Source organism: Streptomyces sp. NBC_00328 (assembly GCF_036139655.1).
Lineage (GTDB): Bacteria > Actinomycetota > Actinomycetes > Streptomycetales > Streptomycetaceae > Streptomyces.
In genome coordinates this window covers 6515843-6531878 of the sequence record NZ_CP108013.1, presented here as the reverse complement: position 1 = coordinate 6531878, position 16036 = coordinate 6515843, and the positions used below count along the sequence as shown (strand labels likewise).

General features: G+C 70.0%; 16 protein-coding genes and 1 pseudogene. 12 read left to right on the top strand and 5 right to left on the bottom strand.

What is annotated here, in order from left to right:
• Nucleotides 1-96 precede the first annotated feature (96 nt).
• A complete protein-coding gene (locus tag OG485_RS28795) occupies nucleotides 97-804 on the top strand; it encodes a hypothetical protein (RefSeq protein WP_328671403.1) in 708 nt (235 codons plus the stop codon).
• Nucleotides 805-1209: 405 nt separating this feature from the next.
• Here the strand turns inward: OG485_RS28795 and ku are convergent, their stop codons facing one another.
• On the bottom strand, nucleotides 1210-2403 hold the full coding sequence (gene ku / locus OG485_RS28790) for a non-homologous end joining protein Ku (protein ID WP_443048777.1): 1194 nt from the start codon (nucleotides 2401-2403) through the stop codon (nucleotides 1210-1212).
• A 62-nt stretch (nucleotides 2404-2465) separates the two neighbouring features.
• Here ku and ligD point away from each other — a divergent pair, with 62 nt between their 5' ends.
• Nucleotides 2466-3347 (top strand): non-homologous end-joining DNA ligase, encoded by an 882-nt coding sequence (gene ligD / locus OG485_RS28785; RefSeq protein WP_328671401.1) that lies wholly within the window; start codon nucleotides 2466-2468, stop codon nucleotides 3345-3347.
• A 14-nt stretch (nucleotides 3348-3361) separates the two neighbouring features.
• Here the strand turns inward: ligD and OG485_RS28780 are convergent, their stop codons facing one another.
• Nucleotides 3362-4165, bottom strand: a complete 804-nt coding sequence (locus OG485_RS28780) for a nuclease-related domain-containing protein (RefSeq protein ID WP_328671399.1) — start codon at nucleotides 4163-4165, stop codon at nucleotides 3362-3364.
• Nucleotides 4166-4263: 98 nt separating this feature from the next.
• Here OG485_RS28780 and OG485_RS28775 point away from each other — a divergent pair, with 98 nt between their 5' ends.
• Nucleotides 4264-4770 (top strand): protein-tyrosine phosphatase family protein, encoded by a 507-nt coding sequence (locus OG485_RS28775; protein WP_328671398.1) that lies wholly within the window; start codon nucleotides 4264-4266, stop codon nucleotides 4768-4770.
• A gap of 585 nt (nucleotides 4771-5355) precedes the next feature.
• Here the strand turns inward: OG485_RS28775 and OG485_RS28765 are convergent.
• Nucleotides 5356-5685 (bottom strand): hypothetical protein, encoded by a 330-nt coding sequence (locus OG485_RS28765; protein WP_328671396.1) that lies wholly within the window; start codon nucleotides 5683-5685, stop codon nucleotides 5356-5358.
• A 75-nt stretch (nucleotides 5686-5760) separates the two neighbouring features.
• Entirely contained in the window at nucleotides 5761-6630 is an 870-nt protein-coding gene (locus OG485_RS28760) for an IS5 family transposase (protein WP_328671395.1), read from the bottom strand.
• 57 nt (nucleotides 6631-6687) lie between these two features.
• Here OG485_RS28760 and OG485_RS28755 point away from each other — a divergent pair.
• The 5 genes and pseudogenes from OG485_RS28755 to OG485_RS28735 form a co-directional block, all read left to right on the top strand.
• A pseudogene (locus tag OG485_RS28755) lies at nucleotides 6688-7038 on the top strand (hypothetical protein); the annotation flags it as partial.
• Nucleotides 6920-7615 carry an SH3 domain-containing protein gene (locus OG485_RS28750; RefSeq protein WP_328671394.1) on the top strand — a complete coding sequence of 232 codons (696 nt, stop codon included), beginning with the start codon at nucleotides 6920-6922 and terminating at the stop codon, nucleotides 7613-7615. The pseudogene OG485_RS28755 and the gene OG485_RS28750, both read left to right, overlap by 119 nt.
• Before the next feature lie 122 nt (nucleotides 7616-7737).
• Nucleotides 7738-9123, top strand: a complete 1386-nt coding sequence (locus OG485_RS28745; protein WP_443048776.1) for an FtsW/RodA/SpoVE family cell cycle protein — start codon at nucleotides 7738-7740, stop codon at nucleotides 9121-9123.
• Entirely contained in the window at nucleotides 9120-10577 is a 1458-nt protein-coding gene (locus tag OG485_RS28740; protein ID WP_328671393.1) for a penicillin-binding transpeptidase domain-containing protein, read from the top strand. Before OG485_RS28745 ends, OG485_RS28740 begins: the two co-directional genes overlap by 4 nt.
• Before the next feature lie 173 nt (nucleotides 10578-10750).
• On the top strand, nucleotides 10751-11215 hold the full coding sequence (locus OG485_RS28735; protein WP_328671392.1) for a DUF3291 domain-containing protein: 465 nt from the start codon (nucleotides 10751-10753) through the stop codon (nucleotides 11213-11215).
• On the opposite strand, the gene OG485_RS28730 is transcribed toward OG485_RS28735, so the two are convergent.
• Entirely contained in the window at nucleotides 11216-12325 is a 1110-nt protein-coding gene (locus tag OG485_RS28730) for a ferritin-like domain-containing protein (RefSeq protein ID WP_328671391.1), read from the bottom strand.
• Nucleotides 12326-12463: 138 nt separating this feature from the next.
• On the opposite strand from OG485_RS28730, the gene OG485_RS28725 reads away from it, so the two are divergent.
• The 4 genes from OG485_RS28725 (at nucleotide 12464) to OG485_RS28710 (ending at nucleotide 15867) form a co-directional block, all read left to right on the top strand.
• Nucleotides 12464-13393, top strand: a complete 930-nt coding sequence (locus OG485_RS28725) for an AurF N-oxygenase family protein (RefSeq protein ID WP_326785535.1) — start codon at nucleotides 12464-12466, stop codon at nucleotides 13391-13393.
• A gap of 153 nt (nucleotides 13394-13546) precedes the next feature.
• Nucleotides 13547-14272: a TetR/AcrR family transcriptional regulator gene (locus OG485_RS28720; RefSeq protein ID WP_328671390.1), complete on the top strand. Its 726-nt coding sequence runs from the start codon at nucleotides 13547-13549 to the stop codon at nucleotides 14270-14272.
• A 10-nt stretch (nucleotides 14273-14282) separates the two neighbouring features.
• The gene (locus OG485_RS28715; RefSeq protein WP_392962956.1) at nucleotides 14283-14600 is read left to right on the top strand and encodes a hypothetical protein; all 318 of its coding nucleotides are present in this window, start codon (nucleotides 14283-14285) and stop codon (nucleotides 14598-14600) included.
• Between the two features lie 109 nt (nucleotides 14601-14709).
• Nucleotides 14710-15867: a C40 family peptidase gene (locus OG485_RS28710; RefSeq protein ID WP_328671388.1), complete on the top strand. Its 1158-nt coding sequence runs from the start codon at nucleotides 14710-14712 to the stop codon at nucleotides 15865-15867.
• The last annotated feature ends 169 nt before the right edge of the window (nucleotides 15868-16036 follow it).

Sequence of the window (16036 nt, the reverse complement as noted above, 5' to 3'; positions counted from 1 at the left end):
GCGATCGGCAGGTTCGCTCCGCAGAGCAGGGTTTCAGTGATCAAGTAGGCTCGCCGCTCCGATCATGCACATGACCTTGGGGGCACTGTGGGAAAGATGTCGACCGTGGTCACAGCCGCGGCGGTCTGCATGGCGTTGGGCGCTACCGCGACCGGCAGCTCAGGCGGCGCCGCGACCGACGAGCGCTCCGCCGAGCAGTTGCTCGACGACGCGTACAGAACCATGAGGTCACTCACGTCAGTGACCATCGACGGGGACACGGAGACACTCCCCACCGACGGGGAACGCATGACCAGCCGTCTGACGACCGACCTCAAGAACACGTGCACGTACAAGTCGTCCCGGGAATCAGGCGCCGTGCTCGAACAGATCCGGATCGGGAAGACGGACTACGTCCGGCTGAACCGCGCCTACCTCGATGCGTGGTCGGGGCAGGACACGCCAAGCGCGGCCGAACAGAAGCTCTGGATCAAGAAGCCGTCCAGCGAGTCGGTGCGCGGCGACGGGCTTTCGGACTGCACCTGGTCCTTCACCGCGTTCGGCAAGGCGAAGAAGAGCGATCCGACCACGGTCGACGGTCGCCGGGCCATCGCGCTGGTGGTGACCGACGCGAAGGTCGAAGGCGGCACCTACACGTTTCACGTCGCCGCCGAGGGCAAGCCCTACCTGCTCAAAGTCACCTACAGGGGACCCGACTTCCGCACCACGACCACCTTCAGCGGCTTCGACAAGCCACTGAGCGTGGATCCGCCGGCCAAGGGCCGGCTGCTGGATCTCGGCGGGATCGGCGGGATCGGCGGCTGAGGGGATCGGGCATTCGCCGGTCAGCCTTCAATCGGGGGGGCTGACTCAGTTCGCCCGGTCCCAGGTGGTTCCGCGCGGCCGGGCGCCTGTCTCGGACATGAACGAGGTCCGTTCGCTCCGGCCCCGCGGCGGGTGCCCTGCCCTCGTCATGGGTTCCGCCTCGACGCGTGGTCCTCGTCCTGCAGGAGACTTGGAGCACCCGAACGAGCTCTTCCCCCGGCTGCGGGAAGTCCGTCATCACCGGACGCTCGGCTACCGCCTTCCTGGGCGATCGCCCAGGTCGCCTCGCTTCTGCTCGTGTGCGGCGTGCTCGTACATCTATCTGGTGGGGTGGTAGGGATCGGCTTCGAGGCCCTCCGAACGTGGTGGGGGCCCCTCCGAACGTGGTGACAGGTCCGCCCGTCCTCACGCCGACGCCCGTTTGCGCGGGGTCGACTTCCTCGCGGGCGTCTTCTTCGTGGCGGTCTTCTTGGCCGCTGTCCGGGAAGAGGAGGAGGCGGAGGAGGAGGAGGAGGCTGTGTCGGCGGACTGTTTCGCGGCCGTCCCGGCGGCCGACTTCGCCTTCGTCGTCCGGCTTTCCGTCCGCCCGCCCTCCGTCGTCTGTCTTCCCGTCGTGGACTTCTTTCCCGCCGTCGACTTCGTCGTCGACTTTCTCGGTGTGGTCTTCTTCGCCGCTGTCTTCTTCGCGGTCGACGTCGACTTCTTTCCGCCGACCTCCTTGGGAGCCGTACGGGCCGACTCTCGGGCCCGTGTCTTGCCGCTCGGCAGCTCGGTGACCTCGGCGTCCTCACCGGTCCCGGTGGCCTTCTCGGACTCGTCGCCCCTCGATTCCTTGGCGGCGCGCACGCTCTTCTCCAGGGCCGCCATCAGGTCGAGCACCTTGCCGCCGGCCTCCTCCCCCGACGGAGCGGCCGGCGCTTCGTGGCCCTCGGCCTTGGCGGTGACGAGTTCCTCCACGGCCTCGCGGTAGTCGTCGTGCAGGTCTTCCAGGTCGACCTCGCCGAGGGTGTCCATCAGGGCGTCGGCCATGTCGAGTTCCTTGTCGCGGACCGTGATGGCCGTGTCCGGGGCGACCTCGCCGGTGGCGCGGATCTCGTCCGGCCAGAGCAGGCCGTGCATGGCGATGACGTCGTCGACGACGCGCAGCATGCCCAGCCGCTCCCGCCCGCGCAGCGCGAACTTCGCCACGGCGACCTTCTGGCTGCGTTTGAGGGCCTCCCGCAGCAGGATGTACGGCTTGGCGGCGGGGACGCCGTTCGCGGCCAGGTAGTACGCCGTGTCCATCTGGAGCGGGTCGATGCGGTCCGCCGGGACGAAGGCCACGATCTCGATCGTCCGGGTGGTCGGGATGGGCAGCGAGGCCAGGTCCTCGTCCGTGATCGGGATCAGGGTTCCGTCCACGTCCTCGTAGGCCTTGCCGATCTCCGCGGTCGGGACCTCGCTGTCCTCCAGCTCGCAGACCTTGCGGTAGCGGATGCGGCCGCCGTCGTCGAGGTGGATCTGGCGGAAGGAGATCGCGTGGCTCTCGGTGGCGTTCATGACCTTGATGGGGATGCTCACCAGGCCGAAGGAAATGGCGCCGTTCCAGATGGATCGCACGTTCAGCACCCTTCAGATCACTTTGAGCAAGGTTCGTGCCGGTTTCGTGGGATTGTCATCGTATGACGCCGATCACGGAGGTGGAGGGCAGGAGGCTCGCGCTCACCAATCTCGACAAGGTCCTCCACCCGGCCACCGGATTCACCAAGGGCGAGGTACTGCACTACTACGCCACGGTGGCGGAGGCGCTCCTCCCCCATCTGCGGGACCGGCCGGTCTCCTTCCTGCGCTATCCCGACGGGCCCGACGGGCAGGTCTTCTTCACCAAGAACGTTCCGCCGGGTACACCCGCCTGGGTCACCACGGCCGAGGTGCCACGCACGGAGGGACCCGCGCGCATGGTCCTCGTCCAGAATCTGGCCTCGCTCATGTGGGCGGCGAACCTCGTGACGGAGTTCCACACGCCGCAGTGGACGATCGGCACGCCCGGGATCGCCGCCCGGATCGTCTTCGACCTCGATCCGGGCGCGCCCGCCACGGTCGTGGAGTGCTGCGAGGTGGCGTTGTGGCTGCGCGAGCGGCTGGCCGCCGACGGGATCGAGGCGTACGCGAAGTCGTCCGGGTCGAAGGGGCTCCATCTGCTGGCCTCCGTCGCGCCGACGCCGTCCGCCGACGTCAGCGCGTACGCGAAGGAGCTGGCCGTGGAGGCGGAGAAGGCGCTGCCCCGGCGGGTCGTGCACCGGATGACACGGAACCTGCGCCCGGGAAAGGTGTTCGTCGACTGGAGTCAGAACGCCGGCCGCAAGACGACCGCCACTCCGTACACGCTACGGGCCCGGGCGGAGCCAATGGTGTCCGCACCCGTGACCTGGGACGAGGTCGAGGGATGCGGGTCGCCGGCTCAACTCGCCTTCCAGGCAACGGACATCCCGCCCCGCGTGCGGGAGTTCGGCGATCTCCTGGCCCCGCTGTTCGACCCGGATCGCGCCGGGCGGCTGCCATGAACGCCGGCCCCGCCTCACACCCGTAGCCACGTATGCCGGTCCCGGGCCATCGCGTGCAGGGCCTCCACGTCCGCCGGTTTGAGCACCCCGCCGAGCCGCCCGAGGTCCGCGATGTCGGTGTCCCGCAGGACACGGACCTCGCGCGGAGGCGTAGGCGTGTCCAGGCGCGCGGGGCCGACCACGGCGAGGACGGCGTGGACCTCGGCGGTCAGGGCATGGGACGCGCGGTCGGCGTCCGAACGGATCCGGCGGAGCAGCGGACGTGATGCGCGGCGGCCTACGGTGACCACCGGGTCGGCGATCAGGACGCGCTGCTTGTGGGCGTGCAGGGCGTGTAAGGAGAAAAGGCCGGCGGGGCCGATCAGCAGGTGATGGATGCGGTCGCCGCCCGGGAGCGGGACCGAGTGCAGGACATGCAGGCCCCCTCCCTCCAGCCGGTCGAGGGCCGCGCCGACGGTCTGCTCGGCGGCGAGCGCGCGGCGGCGCGGATCGGGGCGCAGCCGGTGCGCCGGGCCGGGGTCCCGGTCGAGGTCGATCAGCAGGGCCTCGCCCGGCCGGTTGGGCGCGAGGTCGTCGTCCGGGTGGAGGGTCAGGCGGGCCAGCTCGGCCGAGGTCGGCACGGGCGGTGGTCCGACCGTCACCGGGCCGGTCAGGAACGGGCGCAGAACGCCGAGCACGTCCTCGCGCCGGTCCTCGCTGAGCAGATTGACCCTGGCCGTGTCACGGTCGTACCAGGCGACGCTCCTCCCGTCGGTCAGGCACACGTACAGACGCTCCTGTCCGTGGCGCCGGGCCGGTACGACGCGCAGTCCGTTCATGCCCATCACCCCATGACCATGGGAACAGGCGGGGTGCTCCAGGGGCAAGAACCCGGTTACCTTTGGCAGGAGTTGGGGCAGTTGGGTGGGAGGCGCCGTTGCGAACTCGCAGAAGGTATCCGGATGTTCCGGCCCCGGACAGCCCGTGGAATGAGATCGTGCCCGGCCTGTGGATGGGCGGCCACGAGTTCACGGGACGTTCGGGACAGCCGCAATCCGTCGTCGTGAACGACGAGTTCGACCTGGTGCTGACGCTGCTGCGGCAGCCGGGGCACGGGCCCGACCCTGGGGTCGAGCATCACGTGTGGCCGATACCGGACGGGCCGCTGGACGGTACGCAGCTCACCGGGGTCATGCGGCTCGCGCGGGCCGCCGACGACGCGCTGGAGGACGGGCGCCGGGTGCTCGTCCGCTGCCATCACGGGTACAACCGCTCGGGGCTGGTCGTCGCGCACGCGCTCGTCCTGGCGGGGTACACCGCCGACGACGCGATACGGCTGATCCGGGCCCGGCGCTCGCCCTGGGCGCTGCACAACGAGCTGTTCGTGGAGTACCTGCGGGCCGGGCTCCCCACGGCACGTCTTCTCGAGGAGCTCGCGGAGTAGCCGCCAGGGGCAGGCGCTCCCGCAGCGAGGAGAGAAATCTCGGGGTCGTGATCATCCATGCGGTGCGAACGAAAGGGATTTCTGTGTGAATAAGGGGTACGGGGTGGCCGGTCGTCCTGTGTCGTGCCCGGTCTCCCGGGGCGTGCCCGTCCTCGGCTGTCACCCCCGGGACGACCTCTACTTCTTCGCCGGTCTCGTGCGGTAGCGGCGCGGCAGCTCCCGCGGACGGGGCGGCCCGGACACGGGAGCGCGGTGATCCCCAGCCGCCTCGCGCGAGGGCACCGGCCCCTGCCCCTGCCCCTGCCCCGAGGAACGGGGCATACCGGAGGGACCCGGGGGACCGGTCGGGGACCGACACCGCGGTCCGGGTGGTGCGGGGCGTACGCGTGGAAACCGACCGGCGGCGGCTGGAAGGGTGCCCGGGAATCTGGTGGCGAACGCCCCCAAGCACGGCAGGAGGCCAGTGGTGCCGGCCCTGGACGGCCCGGTCGTCACCGTCCGGGACCACGGGGACGGTTACCCCGGCCACCTCGTGGAGCACGGCCCGCAACGCTTCCGTACCGAGGGCGGCGCCTAGGGCGTGTTTTAGAAGTCGAAGATTGGTGGGGTTGGCCGTCCGGGATGAGAGCGGATGGCCAACCAGAAGGTCAGGTCGCGGGCAATGTCGCCGATCCTGGTCGACGTGGTGACCTCATGCTCGCGGCGACTGGCATCACGGAGGACGACTTCGTAGCCTCCTTCGTCGAGGACGGCCACTGAGGCGAACCAGACGGAGTCTTCTGCGTCGGGCTGGACGACGATGAAGGTGTTGTCGGTGTCGTTGAGGTCGCTGATCATCATGAACAGCGCATCCTCGGACGGGTCGTCGATACGGTCACCGTTCTCGCTGTCAGCGCCGTAGAAGCGAGCCCCCATCGGCAATCCCCTCCCGTCACGCTGCTCAACTTGTCGGCCGTCAGCATGGCATGCGGTACCGACACCCCGGCCTTGTCACAGCCATTCGCCGATCGTTGCGATCAGCACAGTGGCCTCGAAGCGGACCGAGAGCTTGTCGAACCGCGTGGCCACTGCCCTGTTGCGCTTGAGCCGGTTGATCCCGCACTCGACCGCGTGCCGGGCCTTGTAGTCCTCCCGGTCGAAGACCGGAGGCCGCCCGCCGGCCGAGCCACGCCGCTTGCGGTGACCGACCTGGTCAGCACGCTCCGGAATCGTGCAGCGGATACCACGCTTGCGAAGATAGGCCCGGTTGGCGCGAGACGAATAAGCCCTGTCGCCCCGCACCCGCAGTGGACGAACTCGAGGCCGGCCTGGCCCGGGGCGAGGAATCCGTATGCCCTCCAGAACAGCCTTGAACTGCGGACTGTCACCTCGCTGCCCGGCGGTGACCAGCACAGACAGAGGCCGTTGTCCCTGCTCGCATGCAATATGAATCTTGGTGGTCCAACCGCCACGAGATCGGCCCAGACCATGGTCGTGGGGTTCCGTGCGTGACCCTCCCGGCGATTCGTTTTGAGCATTGCCGTTGCGGCGGGCGCCCGCCGCGTGCTGATGGGCCCGGCAGATCGTGGAGTCGACGTTGACCTCCCAGATGATCAGCCCCGCCGCATCGGCACGGCTCTGCAACCTCGTCAACAGCGCCGCCCAGGTTCCGTCACGTTGCCAGCGCCGGAAGAATCCGTAGACCGTCTGCCACGGCCCGTATTCCCGCGGCAGGTCCCGCCACGGAGCTCCAGTCCGTACCCTCCAGCGGACCCCGTCGATCAGTCTCCGTCGACCCACCATCGGTCGTCCCAGAGCCGTGATCGGCAACAACGGTTCCAACACCGCCCACTGCTCGTCAGAAAGATCTCCTCGCCCCACCCTGCGATCATCACAGCGTGAAGCGAGGACCGATCCAACTTCCAAAACACGGCCTAGGGCCACGGGCTGGGCCTGACGATCGCGCTCGGCCAGGCGGAGGTCCTGGGTGCGCGTCTGGAGTTCGCCAACGCCCCGGACGGCGGTGCGCCGGCGACACTGACGCCCCCTCAGGACGGGCGGGGCGGCGGGAGCCGGGCGTCCCCGATGGCGGAGTGTGAACTGCGCTCCCGGGCTCCCGATCCTAATGTGGCGATAAGTCAGCTTCACCCCCTTCCTGGAGGAGCCCTCCATGTCCCTGCGGTCCCAATACACCCGAATCGGTATGGCCCTCGCCACCGGCAGTCTCGTCGCCCTCGCCGGTGCCACCCCCGCCCTCGCCGACGGCGACGGCGGCTCCGGAAGCGGTGACCATCAGCAGTGGAGCAACGGCGCCGGCGGCCACCAGTGGAGCGACGGTGGCGGCGGAGGCGGTGACGGCCGCGAGCAGGGCGCCGGCGGCGACGGGGGCGGCCAGTCGTGGAACAACGGTGACGGCGGGGGCGGTGACGGCGGGGGCAATCAGAACTGGGACAACGGCGGCGGTGGCGGCAACAGCTGGGACAACGGCGGCGGGGGCGGAGGCGGGGGCGGCAACCAGAACTGGAACAACGGCGGAGGCGGAGGCGGAGGCGGGGGCGGAGGCGGCGGTGACGGCCGCGAACCGGCGAACGGCAACGGGCATGGCAACGGAAACGGCCAGAACAACCCGCGGCTGTACCAGGGCCGGGTCACCGCTCGTGGCGGGCTGGCCCTGCGCAGCTCCCCGACACGCGGCAGCCAGCTGATCCGGGTCGCGCGGCAGGGGGAGATCGTCTCCATCTTCTGCAAGACCCCGGGCGAGACCGTCGACGGCAACCCGAACTGGTACCTCCTCACCGACGGCACCTGGGCCTGGGGCGCCGCTCGCTACATCGACAACATCGGTCCGGCCCCCCGCTGGTGCTGACGCCCGGGGCGACGGCGAACCGGGCCCTCGGTTCGTCATCACATGACGGGACTCGGTTCGTCATCGCATGACGGGACATCGGGTAACGGGACATCGGGTCGCCCGCTTGCTACGTTCCGGACATGATCCAGCCCGGAATGTCCGGAACATCCGGAACGGCCGTGGCGGCTGACCCGGCTCCTCCCGCCGAACGCCTGCCCAGGCGCCGTGGCATCGAGCTGTCCCTCATCGTCGTCGCCGTCCTGCTCTGCGTGTACGGCTACTGCGCCGTCGGTCTCGCCAAGCACGGCACCGTTCCGCCCGGCGCCGCCGGTTATGGCGCCGGGCTCGGCGTGCTCGCGCTCCTCGCCCATGTCGCCGTGCGCCTGCGGGCCCCCTACGCCGATCCGCTGCTGCTGCCCATCGCCGTCCTCCTCAACGGCCTGGGCCTGGTGCTGATCTACCGGCTCGACCTGGAGACACCGGCCGACCAGGCGGCTCCCATCCAGCTCGTCTGGTCCACGCTCGGCGTCGCGTTCTTCATCGTCGTCGTGCTCTGTCTGCGCGACCACCGTGTCCTCCAGCGCTACACCTACGTCTCGGTGGTCGGCGCCCTCGCCCTGCTCGTCCTGCCGATCTTCTTCCCGGCGGTGAACGGCGCCCGCATCTGGATCCGGATCGCCGGATTCTCCATCCAGCCGGGCGAGTTCGCGAAGGTCCTGCTCGCCGTCTTCTTCGCCGGCTACCTCGCCGCCAACCGCAACGCGCTCGCCTACAGCGGCCGCCAGATCTGGCGGTTCCGGCGGCTCCAGCTGCCCACCGGCCGCGTGCTCGGCCCGATCGTGGCGATCTGGCTGCTCAGCGTCCTGGTCCTGGTCCTGGAGCGGGACCTCGGAACCTCGCTGCTCTTCTTCGGCCTGTTCGTGATCCTGCTCTACGTCGCCACCGGCCGCACCGGATGGATCGCGGTCGGGCTGCTGCTGGCCTGCGTCGGCGCCCTCGCCGTCGGCCGCCTCGAACCGCATGTCCACAGCCGGGTCGAGGACTGGCTGGACCCCTTCGCCTCGATCGCCGCGGGCCAGGGACCCAATCAACTCGCCCAGTCCCTCTTCGCGTTCGCCGCCGGCGGCATGCTCGGCACCGGCCTGGGGCTCGGCCATTCGGTCCTCATCGGCTTCGCCGCCAAGTCCGACTTCATTCTGGCCACCGCGGGCGAGGAACTCGGTCTGACCGGCCTCTCCGCGGTCTTCCTCCTCTACGCCCTCCTCGTCGAACGCGGCTACCGCGCGGGCCTCGCTCTGCGCGACCCCTTCGGCCGGCTGCTCGCGATCGGACTCGCCTCGATCGTGGCGCTCCAGGTCTTCGTCATCGCGGGAGGCGTGACCGGCCTGATCCCGCTGACGGGCATGGCGATGCCGTTCCTCGCCCAGGGCGGCTCCTCCGTCGTCACCAACTGGATCATCGTGGCCCTGCTGATCCGGATCAGCGACTGCGCCCGCGGTCAGTACGACGGGACACCGGCACCATGACCAAGTACATCCGCCGGGCGATCGGACTGTGCGCCGTGCTGCTCGTGGCCCTTCTGGTCAACGCCGCCCGCGTCCAGGTCGTCGAGGCCCCGTCGTACGACCGTAATCCCGCCAACCGCCGTCCGGCGATCGCCCGTTACGGCCAGCCGCGCGGGGACATCGTCGTCGACGGCCGTACGGTCACCGGCTCCAGGGACACCGGCGAGCAGTTCCGCTACGAACGGACCTACCTGGACGGGCCGTTGTACGCCGCCGTCACCGGCTTCGCCTCGCAGCTCTACGGGACCACGCTGCTGGAGGGCACCGAGGACGGCATCCTGTCCGGCACCGACCCGATGCTGACCCCGTTCCCCCTGTTCAGCGGCCTCACCCGGGCCCGCGGCTCCGGCGGCAGGGTCGTCACCACCCTCAACCCGGCCGCGCAGCGGGCCGCCTACGAGGGGCTCGGCGGCCGCCGGGGCGCGGTCGCCGCGATCGAACCGTCGACCGGGCGGATCCTGGCCCTGGTCTCCACGCCGTCGTACGATCCCGCGCGGCTGTCCGGGACGGGGCCGGACGTCACCGGGGCGTGGGCCGGACTGAACGGCCGGGCCGACAAGCCGATGCTCAACCGGGCGATCCGGCAGACGTATCCGCCGGGGTCGACGTTCAAGGTGCTGACCGCCGCCGCGGCGCTGGACTCGGGTGTCGTGGACGACGTCGACGCGCCCACCAGGTCACCGAACCCCTACCGTCTTCCCGGCACCACGACGAGGCTCACGAACGAGATCGAGGGCTGTGAGGACGCCTCCCTGCGGTACGCCTTCACCTGGTCCTGCAACACGGTCTTCGCGAAGCTGGGCGTGGACATCGGGCTCGACGACATGACGAGGACGGCGGCGAACTTCGGCTTCAACGACCGCAAGCTGCGCATCCCCTTCTCGGTGGCGCCCAGCAACTTCGATCTGCGGCTCGACAGGGCGCAGTTGGGGCTCTCCTCCATCGGCCAGTTCGACACCCGGGCGACTCCGTTGCAGATGGCGATGATCGCGTCGGCCGTCGCGGGCGACGGTTCGGTCAGAACGCCCTACCTGGTGGAGCGGACGACCACGCACAGAGGCGCGACGCTCAGCACGACCGGTCCGCGCGTCCTTCACCAGGCGATGAGAGCGTCGACCGCGCAGCGCATGCGTGAGCTGATGACCGACGTGGTGCAGAAGGGCACCGGGACCGTGGCCGCCATTCCCGGCGCCACCGTCGGCGGAAAGACCGGCACCGCCCAGCACGGCATCGGCAACTCCGGTACCCCGTACGCCTGGTTCATCTCCTGGGCCCGCGCCGACGGCTCCATGGAGCCCGCTGTGGCCGTCGCGGTCGTCGTCGAGGACGCCGCCGCGGACCGGGGGGACATCACCGGGGGCGGGTTCGCGGGGCCGATCGCCCGGGCCGTGATGGAAGCGGTGCTGGGCTCTTGAAGGGACTCCCACTCGGGAGCGCTTCGCCGCGCGGCCAGGTTCTGGTCTGTCGCGGCCCGCACCTGGTCTGCCTCGCCCTGGGTTCGACCGGTCTCGCTCCGGTTCCGGTTCGGGTCGCCCAGTCCGTGAGACGGGGGCTGTGCCGTTCCTCCCGGCCGACCTACCGTTCGGCCATGACTCCGTCGACAGCCTCGTTCGAGCTCGCCCAGGTCAACGTCGCGCGACTCAAAGCCCCTTTGGATTCCCCCCAGTTGAAAGGTTTCGTGGAAGCCCTCGAACCCGTGAACGCCGTCGCGGACGCGGCGGACGGATTCGTCTGGCGTCTGCAGGACGACTCCGGTGACGCCACGGACTTCCGCGTTCTCGGCGACGCGTGGACGATCATCAACATGTCCACCTGGCGGGACACGAACGCGCTGACGGCGTTCATGTACCAGGGCCGGCACCGCGAGCTGATGGCACGGCGCCGTGAGTGGTTCGAACGGCTGCAGGAGGCGGTGACCGCACTGTGGTGGGTTCCGGCCGGCCACCGTCCCACGGTCACGGAAGCCGAGTCCCGCCTCCTCCACCTGCGCGAACACGGACCCACGCCGCACGCCTTCAGCCTGCGGACCTCCTTCCCGCCGGCGGGGCCGTGATCACGGGCTCCCGCGCCCCTCGTCGATCGTGTTCCCGACCTCCGCCACGCGTTCCCTCTCCTCGGCCGCGAACCGTTCCGCGTCCAGCTGCTCGGCCATCTCCTCGTCCTGGGCCATCAGGAGGTCGAGGTTGGAGTTGCCCATGTCGAAGACGCCCATGTCCACGTAGGCGCGCTGGAGGCGTTCGCCCCACAGGCCGATGTCCTTGACGCACGGGACGATGCGGCTGAAGAGCAACTGGCGGAAGAGGTGCAGGAATTCGGAGTTCTCGCTGAACTCCTCGGCCTCCGCCTTCGGGATGCCGAAGTTCTCCAGGACCTCGACCCCGCGCAGCCTGTCCCGCATCAGATAGCAGCCCTCGATCACGAATTCCTCGCGTTCGCGGAGTTCGGCGTCGGAGAGCTGCCGGTAGTAGTCGCGCAGGGCCATGCGACCGAAGGCGACATGGCGCGCCTCGTCCTGCATCACGTAGGACAGGATCTGTTTCGGCAGCGGCTTGTCGGTGGTGTCCCTGATCATCCCGAAGGCGGCCAGGGCCAGGCCCTCGATCAGGACCTGCATGCCCAGGTAGGGCATGTCCCAACGGGAGTCACGCAGGGTGTCGCCGAGGAGGGACTGGAGGTTGTCGTTGATCGGGTAGAGCATCCCGATCTTCTCGTGCAGGAAGCGGGAGTAGACCTCCGCGTGCCGGGCCTCGTCCATGGTCTGGGTGGCCGAGTAGAACTTGGCGTCGAGGTCGGGGACCGATTCGACGATGCGCGCCGCGCAGACCATCGCACCCTGTTCGCCGTGCAGGAACTGGCTGAACTGCCAGGAGGCGTAGTGCTTGCGCAGTTCGCCCTTGTCCCGGTCGGTCATCTTCGTCCAGTACGGGGTGCCGTACAGGGTCATCGCCTCGTCGGGGGTGCCGAGCGGATCGAGGGGATCGACCTCCAGGCCCCAGTCGATGCGCTTCTGGCCGTCCCACTGCTTGTCCTTGCCCTTCTGGTAGAGGGCGAGCAGCCGGTCACGACCGTCGTCGTACTCCCAGCTGAAGCGGGCCGCCCCCGAGGCCGGTATCTGCCAGTGGGGGTCTCCCGAGTCCGCGGCGTACAGCTCATGCGTCGGCATACTTCGCAGGCTCACACGGAGTAGACGCGTCGTCAACAAGTCCGGCACAGGGGATTGACGAGCTTGCTGACAAGCAGTCTCATAAGTGGTGACCGCCGGTAACCCATAGAGATCCCGTACGACGAGGTGGGAACAGCCATGACGACGGTGCCCGAAGCCGATGTGCTCCGTGACGCGCTCGGTCTGCTCAAGGACCGGGAGCAGGTGGCCGAGCGCCTCCTCGACTCCTCCGCGAAGCACTCCTTCGACCCCGACAAGGAGCTCGACTGGGACGCGCCCTTCGAGGAGGGCAAGTGGTTCTGGCCGCCCGAGCTGGTGTCGCTGTACGACACCCCGCTGTGGCGGAAGATGGGCGAGGAGCAGCGGATCGCGCTGTCCCGGCACGAGGCGGCCGCGCTGGCCTCGCTGGGCATCTGGTTCGAGATCATTCTGATGCAGCTGCTGGTGCGGCACATCTACGACAAGGCGGCGACGAGCGCGCACGTTCGGTACGCGCTGACCGAGATCGAGGACGAGTGCCGGCACTCGAAGATGTTCGCGCGGCTGATCACGCGCGGGGGCACGCCGTACTACCCGGTGAGCCGGGCGCATCAGAATCTGGGACGGCTGTTCAAGACCATCTCGACCACTCCGGGGTCCTTCACGGCGACACTGCTCGGTGAGGAGATCCTCGACTGGATGCAGCGGCTGACGTTCCCGGACGAGCGGGTGCAGACCCTCGTCCGGGGTGTCACGCGGATCCACGTGGTGGAGGAGGCGCGCCATGTCCGGTACGCCCGGGAGGAGTTGCGGCGGCAGATGCTCACCGCGCCGCGGTGGTCGCAGGAGTTCACCCGGGTCACCTCGGGCGAGTTCGCCCGCGTGTTCTCGGTGGCCTTCGTCAATCCCGAGGTCTACACGAACGTCGGGCTCGACAAGCGCGAGGCCCTGGCCCAGGTGAAGGCCAGTGGGCACCGGCGGGACGTGATGCAGACCGGGGCCAGGAAGCTGACGGACTTCCTGGACGACATCGGGGTGCTGCGGGGGGCGGGACGGCGGCTGTGGAAGTCGTCGGGGCTGCTGGCCTGAAGTGACTCCCGGGCGGCTGCGGGGTCGCCCGGGGCTTCACGGCGACGCTCGGCCCGGGAACACCGACGTCCGATACGACTCCGGACCGGCCTCGGTGTCCGCTGTTCCGCGCTGTTCGCGAGGGTGTGCGGATGGGCGGTTACGCTGCCGGACATGACCTCGCAGGCTTCCACCCCCGCTTACCGTCGGCTCAGTGTCGAGGAGCGGCGCAGTCAGTTGCTCGAAGCCGCGCTGTCCCTGTTCGCCCAGCGGGTGCCCGAGGAGGTCTCGCTGGACGATGTGGCGGAGGCGGCCGGGGTGTCGCGGCCGCTCGTGTACCGGTATTTCCCCGGCGGCAAGCAGCAGCTGTACGAGGCTGCCCTGCGGTCCGCCGCCGAGGAGCTGGAGCAGTGCTTCGCCGAGCCCCCGGAGGGGCCGCTGACCGAGCGGCTCTCCCGGGCCCTCGACCGGTACCTCGCGTTCGTGGACCAGCACGACGCCGGATTCAGCGCTCTGCTCCAGGGCGGCAGCGTCATCGAGACCTCGCGGACCACGGCCATAGTCGACGGGGTCCGCCGGGCCGCGGCGGAGCACATTCTCGATCATCTGGCGGTCAAGGATCCCGGGCCCCGGCTGCGGATGACCGTACGGATGTGGATCACGGCCGTGGAGGCCGCCTCGCTGATCTGGCTCGACGAGGACAAGGAACCGCCGCTGGACGAGCTGCGGGACTGGCTCGTCGAGCAGTTCACGGCGGCGCTCGCGGCGAGCGCCGGGAGCGATCCGCAGACCGCCGCGGTGGTCCGGGCCGCGCTCGCGATGGAGCGCCCCGACGGCATCGCGGGGGCGCTGGTCCGGCGGGTGCTGCCCGTTGTCGAGCATGCGGGCCACCTGCTGTGACACTGGTCCGGTGAAGAGCGAAGACACCCCCTTTGTCGGCGGCCCGCTGGACGGGCGCGTCCTGCCGGTCCTGCTCGGGATCACCGGCCACCCGCCGAAGACGTACCGGATCCCGGTGCCCGACCCGGACGGCGGCAAGTCCACCGTCCTGGTCTACCGGCGCGTCCAGGCGGCCACCAGCAAGCGGCTCGGTCTGCATCAGGGGTGGAAGTACGAGTACGCCCCCGAGGGCGACGCGTCGGAGCGCCGGTTCAAGCTGCCCTGGTCCCCGGGCACGCACAAGGGCGGGGGCGGCGGCGCCACGCCGGGCGGCAACGCCGACGAGTGACCTTCTTGCGCCGAAGCGCTCTCCCGGCGCGCGCCCGGGATGCGGCGGCCCGATCCTGCCGGTGCGAAACGGGTGGCGGACCGGCCGCCCCGGCAACGGAGGTGACGGCATGTCAGGAAGGCTTCTGCGTCTGGTCTGTACGGGGGCGGTGGCGGTCGGGGCGCTCCTCCCCTCCTCGTCGGCGGCGGCCGCCCCCGAGCCCGGCCCGGCCTCCGGCAGCGACGCCCAGCGGTCCGTCACCTCGTTGCTGACGGATCTTCAGCGGCTCTACCGGGACGCCGAACGCGCCACCGAGACGTACAACGGGACCGAGGAGAAACTGAAGAAGCAGCGCGCGGAGGTCGCCGGGCTCGACGCCCGCCTCGCCACGGCCCGTCTGTCGCTGGAGGACAGCCGGGTCGCCGCCGGACGGCTGGCCCGGCAGCAGTACCAGAGCGGGGACGGGATCTCCCCGTACGTACGGCTGCTGCTCGCCCGGGATCCGCAGCACGCCCTCGACCAGGGGCACCTGATCCGGCAGTTGTCGCTGGAGCGGGCCCAGACCGTACGGCGGGTCACGGGCCGCGAGAAGCGGGCCGACGGGCTCGCGCGCTCGGCCCGCAAGGCGCTGGACGCACAGCTCTCCCTCGCCGCACGCCGGCAGAAGGAGCGGGACGAGGTGCGCGAGCGTCTCGACGACGTGCAGCGGCTGCTCGCCTCCCTGACCGCGAAACAGATCGCCGAACTGGACCGGGTGGAGAAGTCGGGAACGGACACGGCCCAGAAGAAGATCATGGCGTCCGGCGCCCTCAGCAGCGTGCGGCCGCCCACGCGGGAGGGCGAGGAGGCGTTGCGCTACGCCGTCGAGCAGATCGGGAAGCCGTACGAGTGGGGTGCGGAGGGGCCGAAGACCTTTGACTGCTCGGGGCTGACGTCACAGGCCTGGGAGCGGGCCGGCCGGTCCATCCCGCGCACCAGCCAGGAGCAGTGGGCCGAGCTTCCGAGAGTCCCGCTGGACAAGCTGCGTCCCGGTGATCTGGTGATCTACTTCCCCGAGGCCACGCACGTCGCCCTCTACCTCGGCGAGGGGATGGTGGTGCAGGCCCCGCGGCCGGGGGCGAGCATCAAGGTGTCCCCCATCGCGGCCAACCCGCTGCTGGGTGCCGTACGCCCGGACCCGGACGGGGAGCCCTTGCGGCACTACACGCCGCCGGAGTTCCCCGAAGGCGCCACGGACGGATCCGACGAGGGCTACACCTCGGCCGCTCCGGTGGCCGCACCGAGGTAGTGGAAGGCCCCTGGCGGGGGCGTGCCGCCCGTCAGGGCAGAGGAAGGCCGTGCCCGTCCCGGACGCGCGGGAGGTGGGAGGTGGGACCTGTCCGGCCCCGGACAGGCGGGAGATGGGACCCGTTTCGCCGGGCCGGATGCTCTGCGTCCTGCCGGAATCGAACGGAACG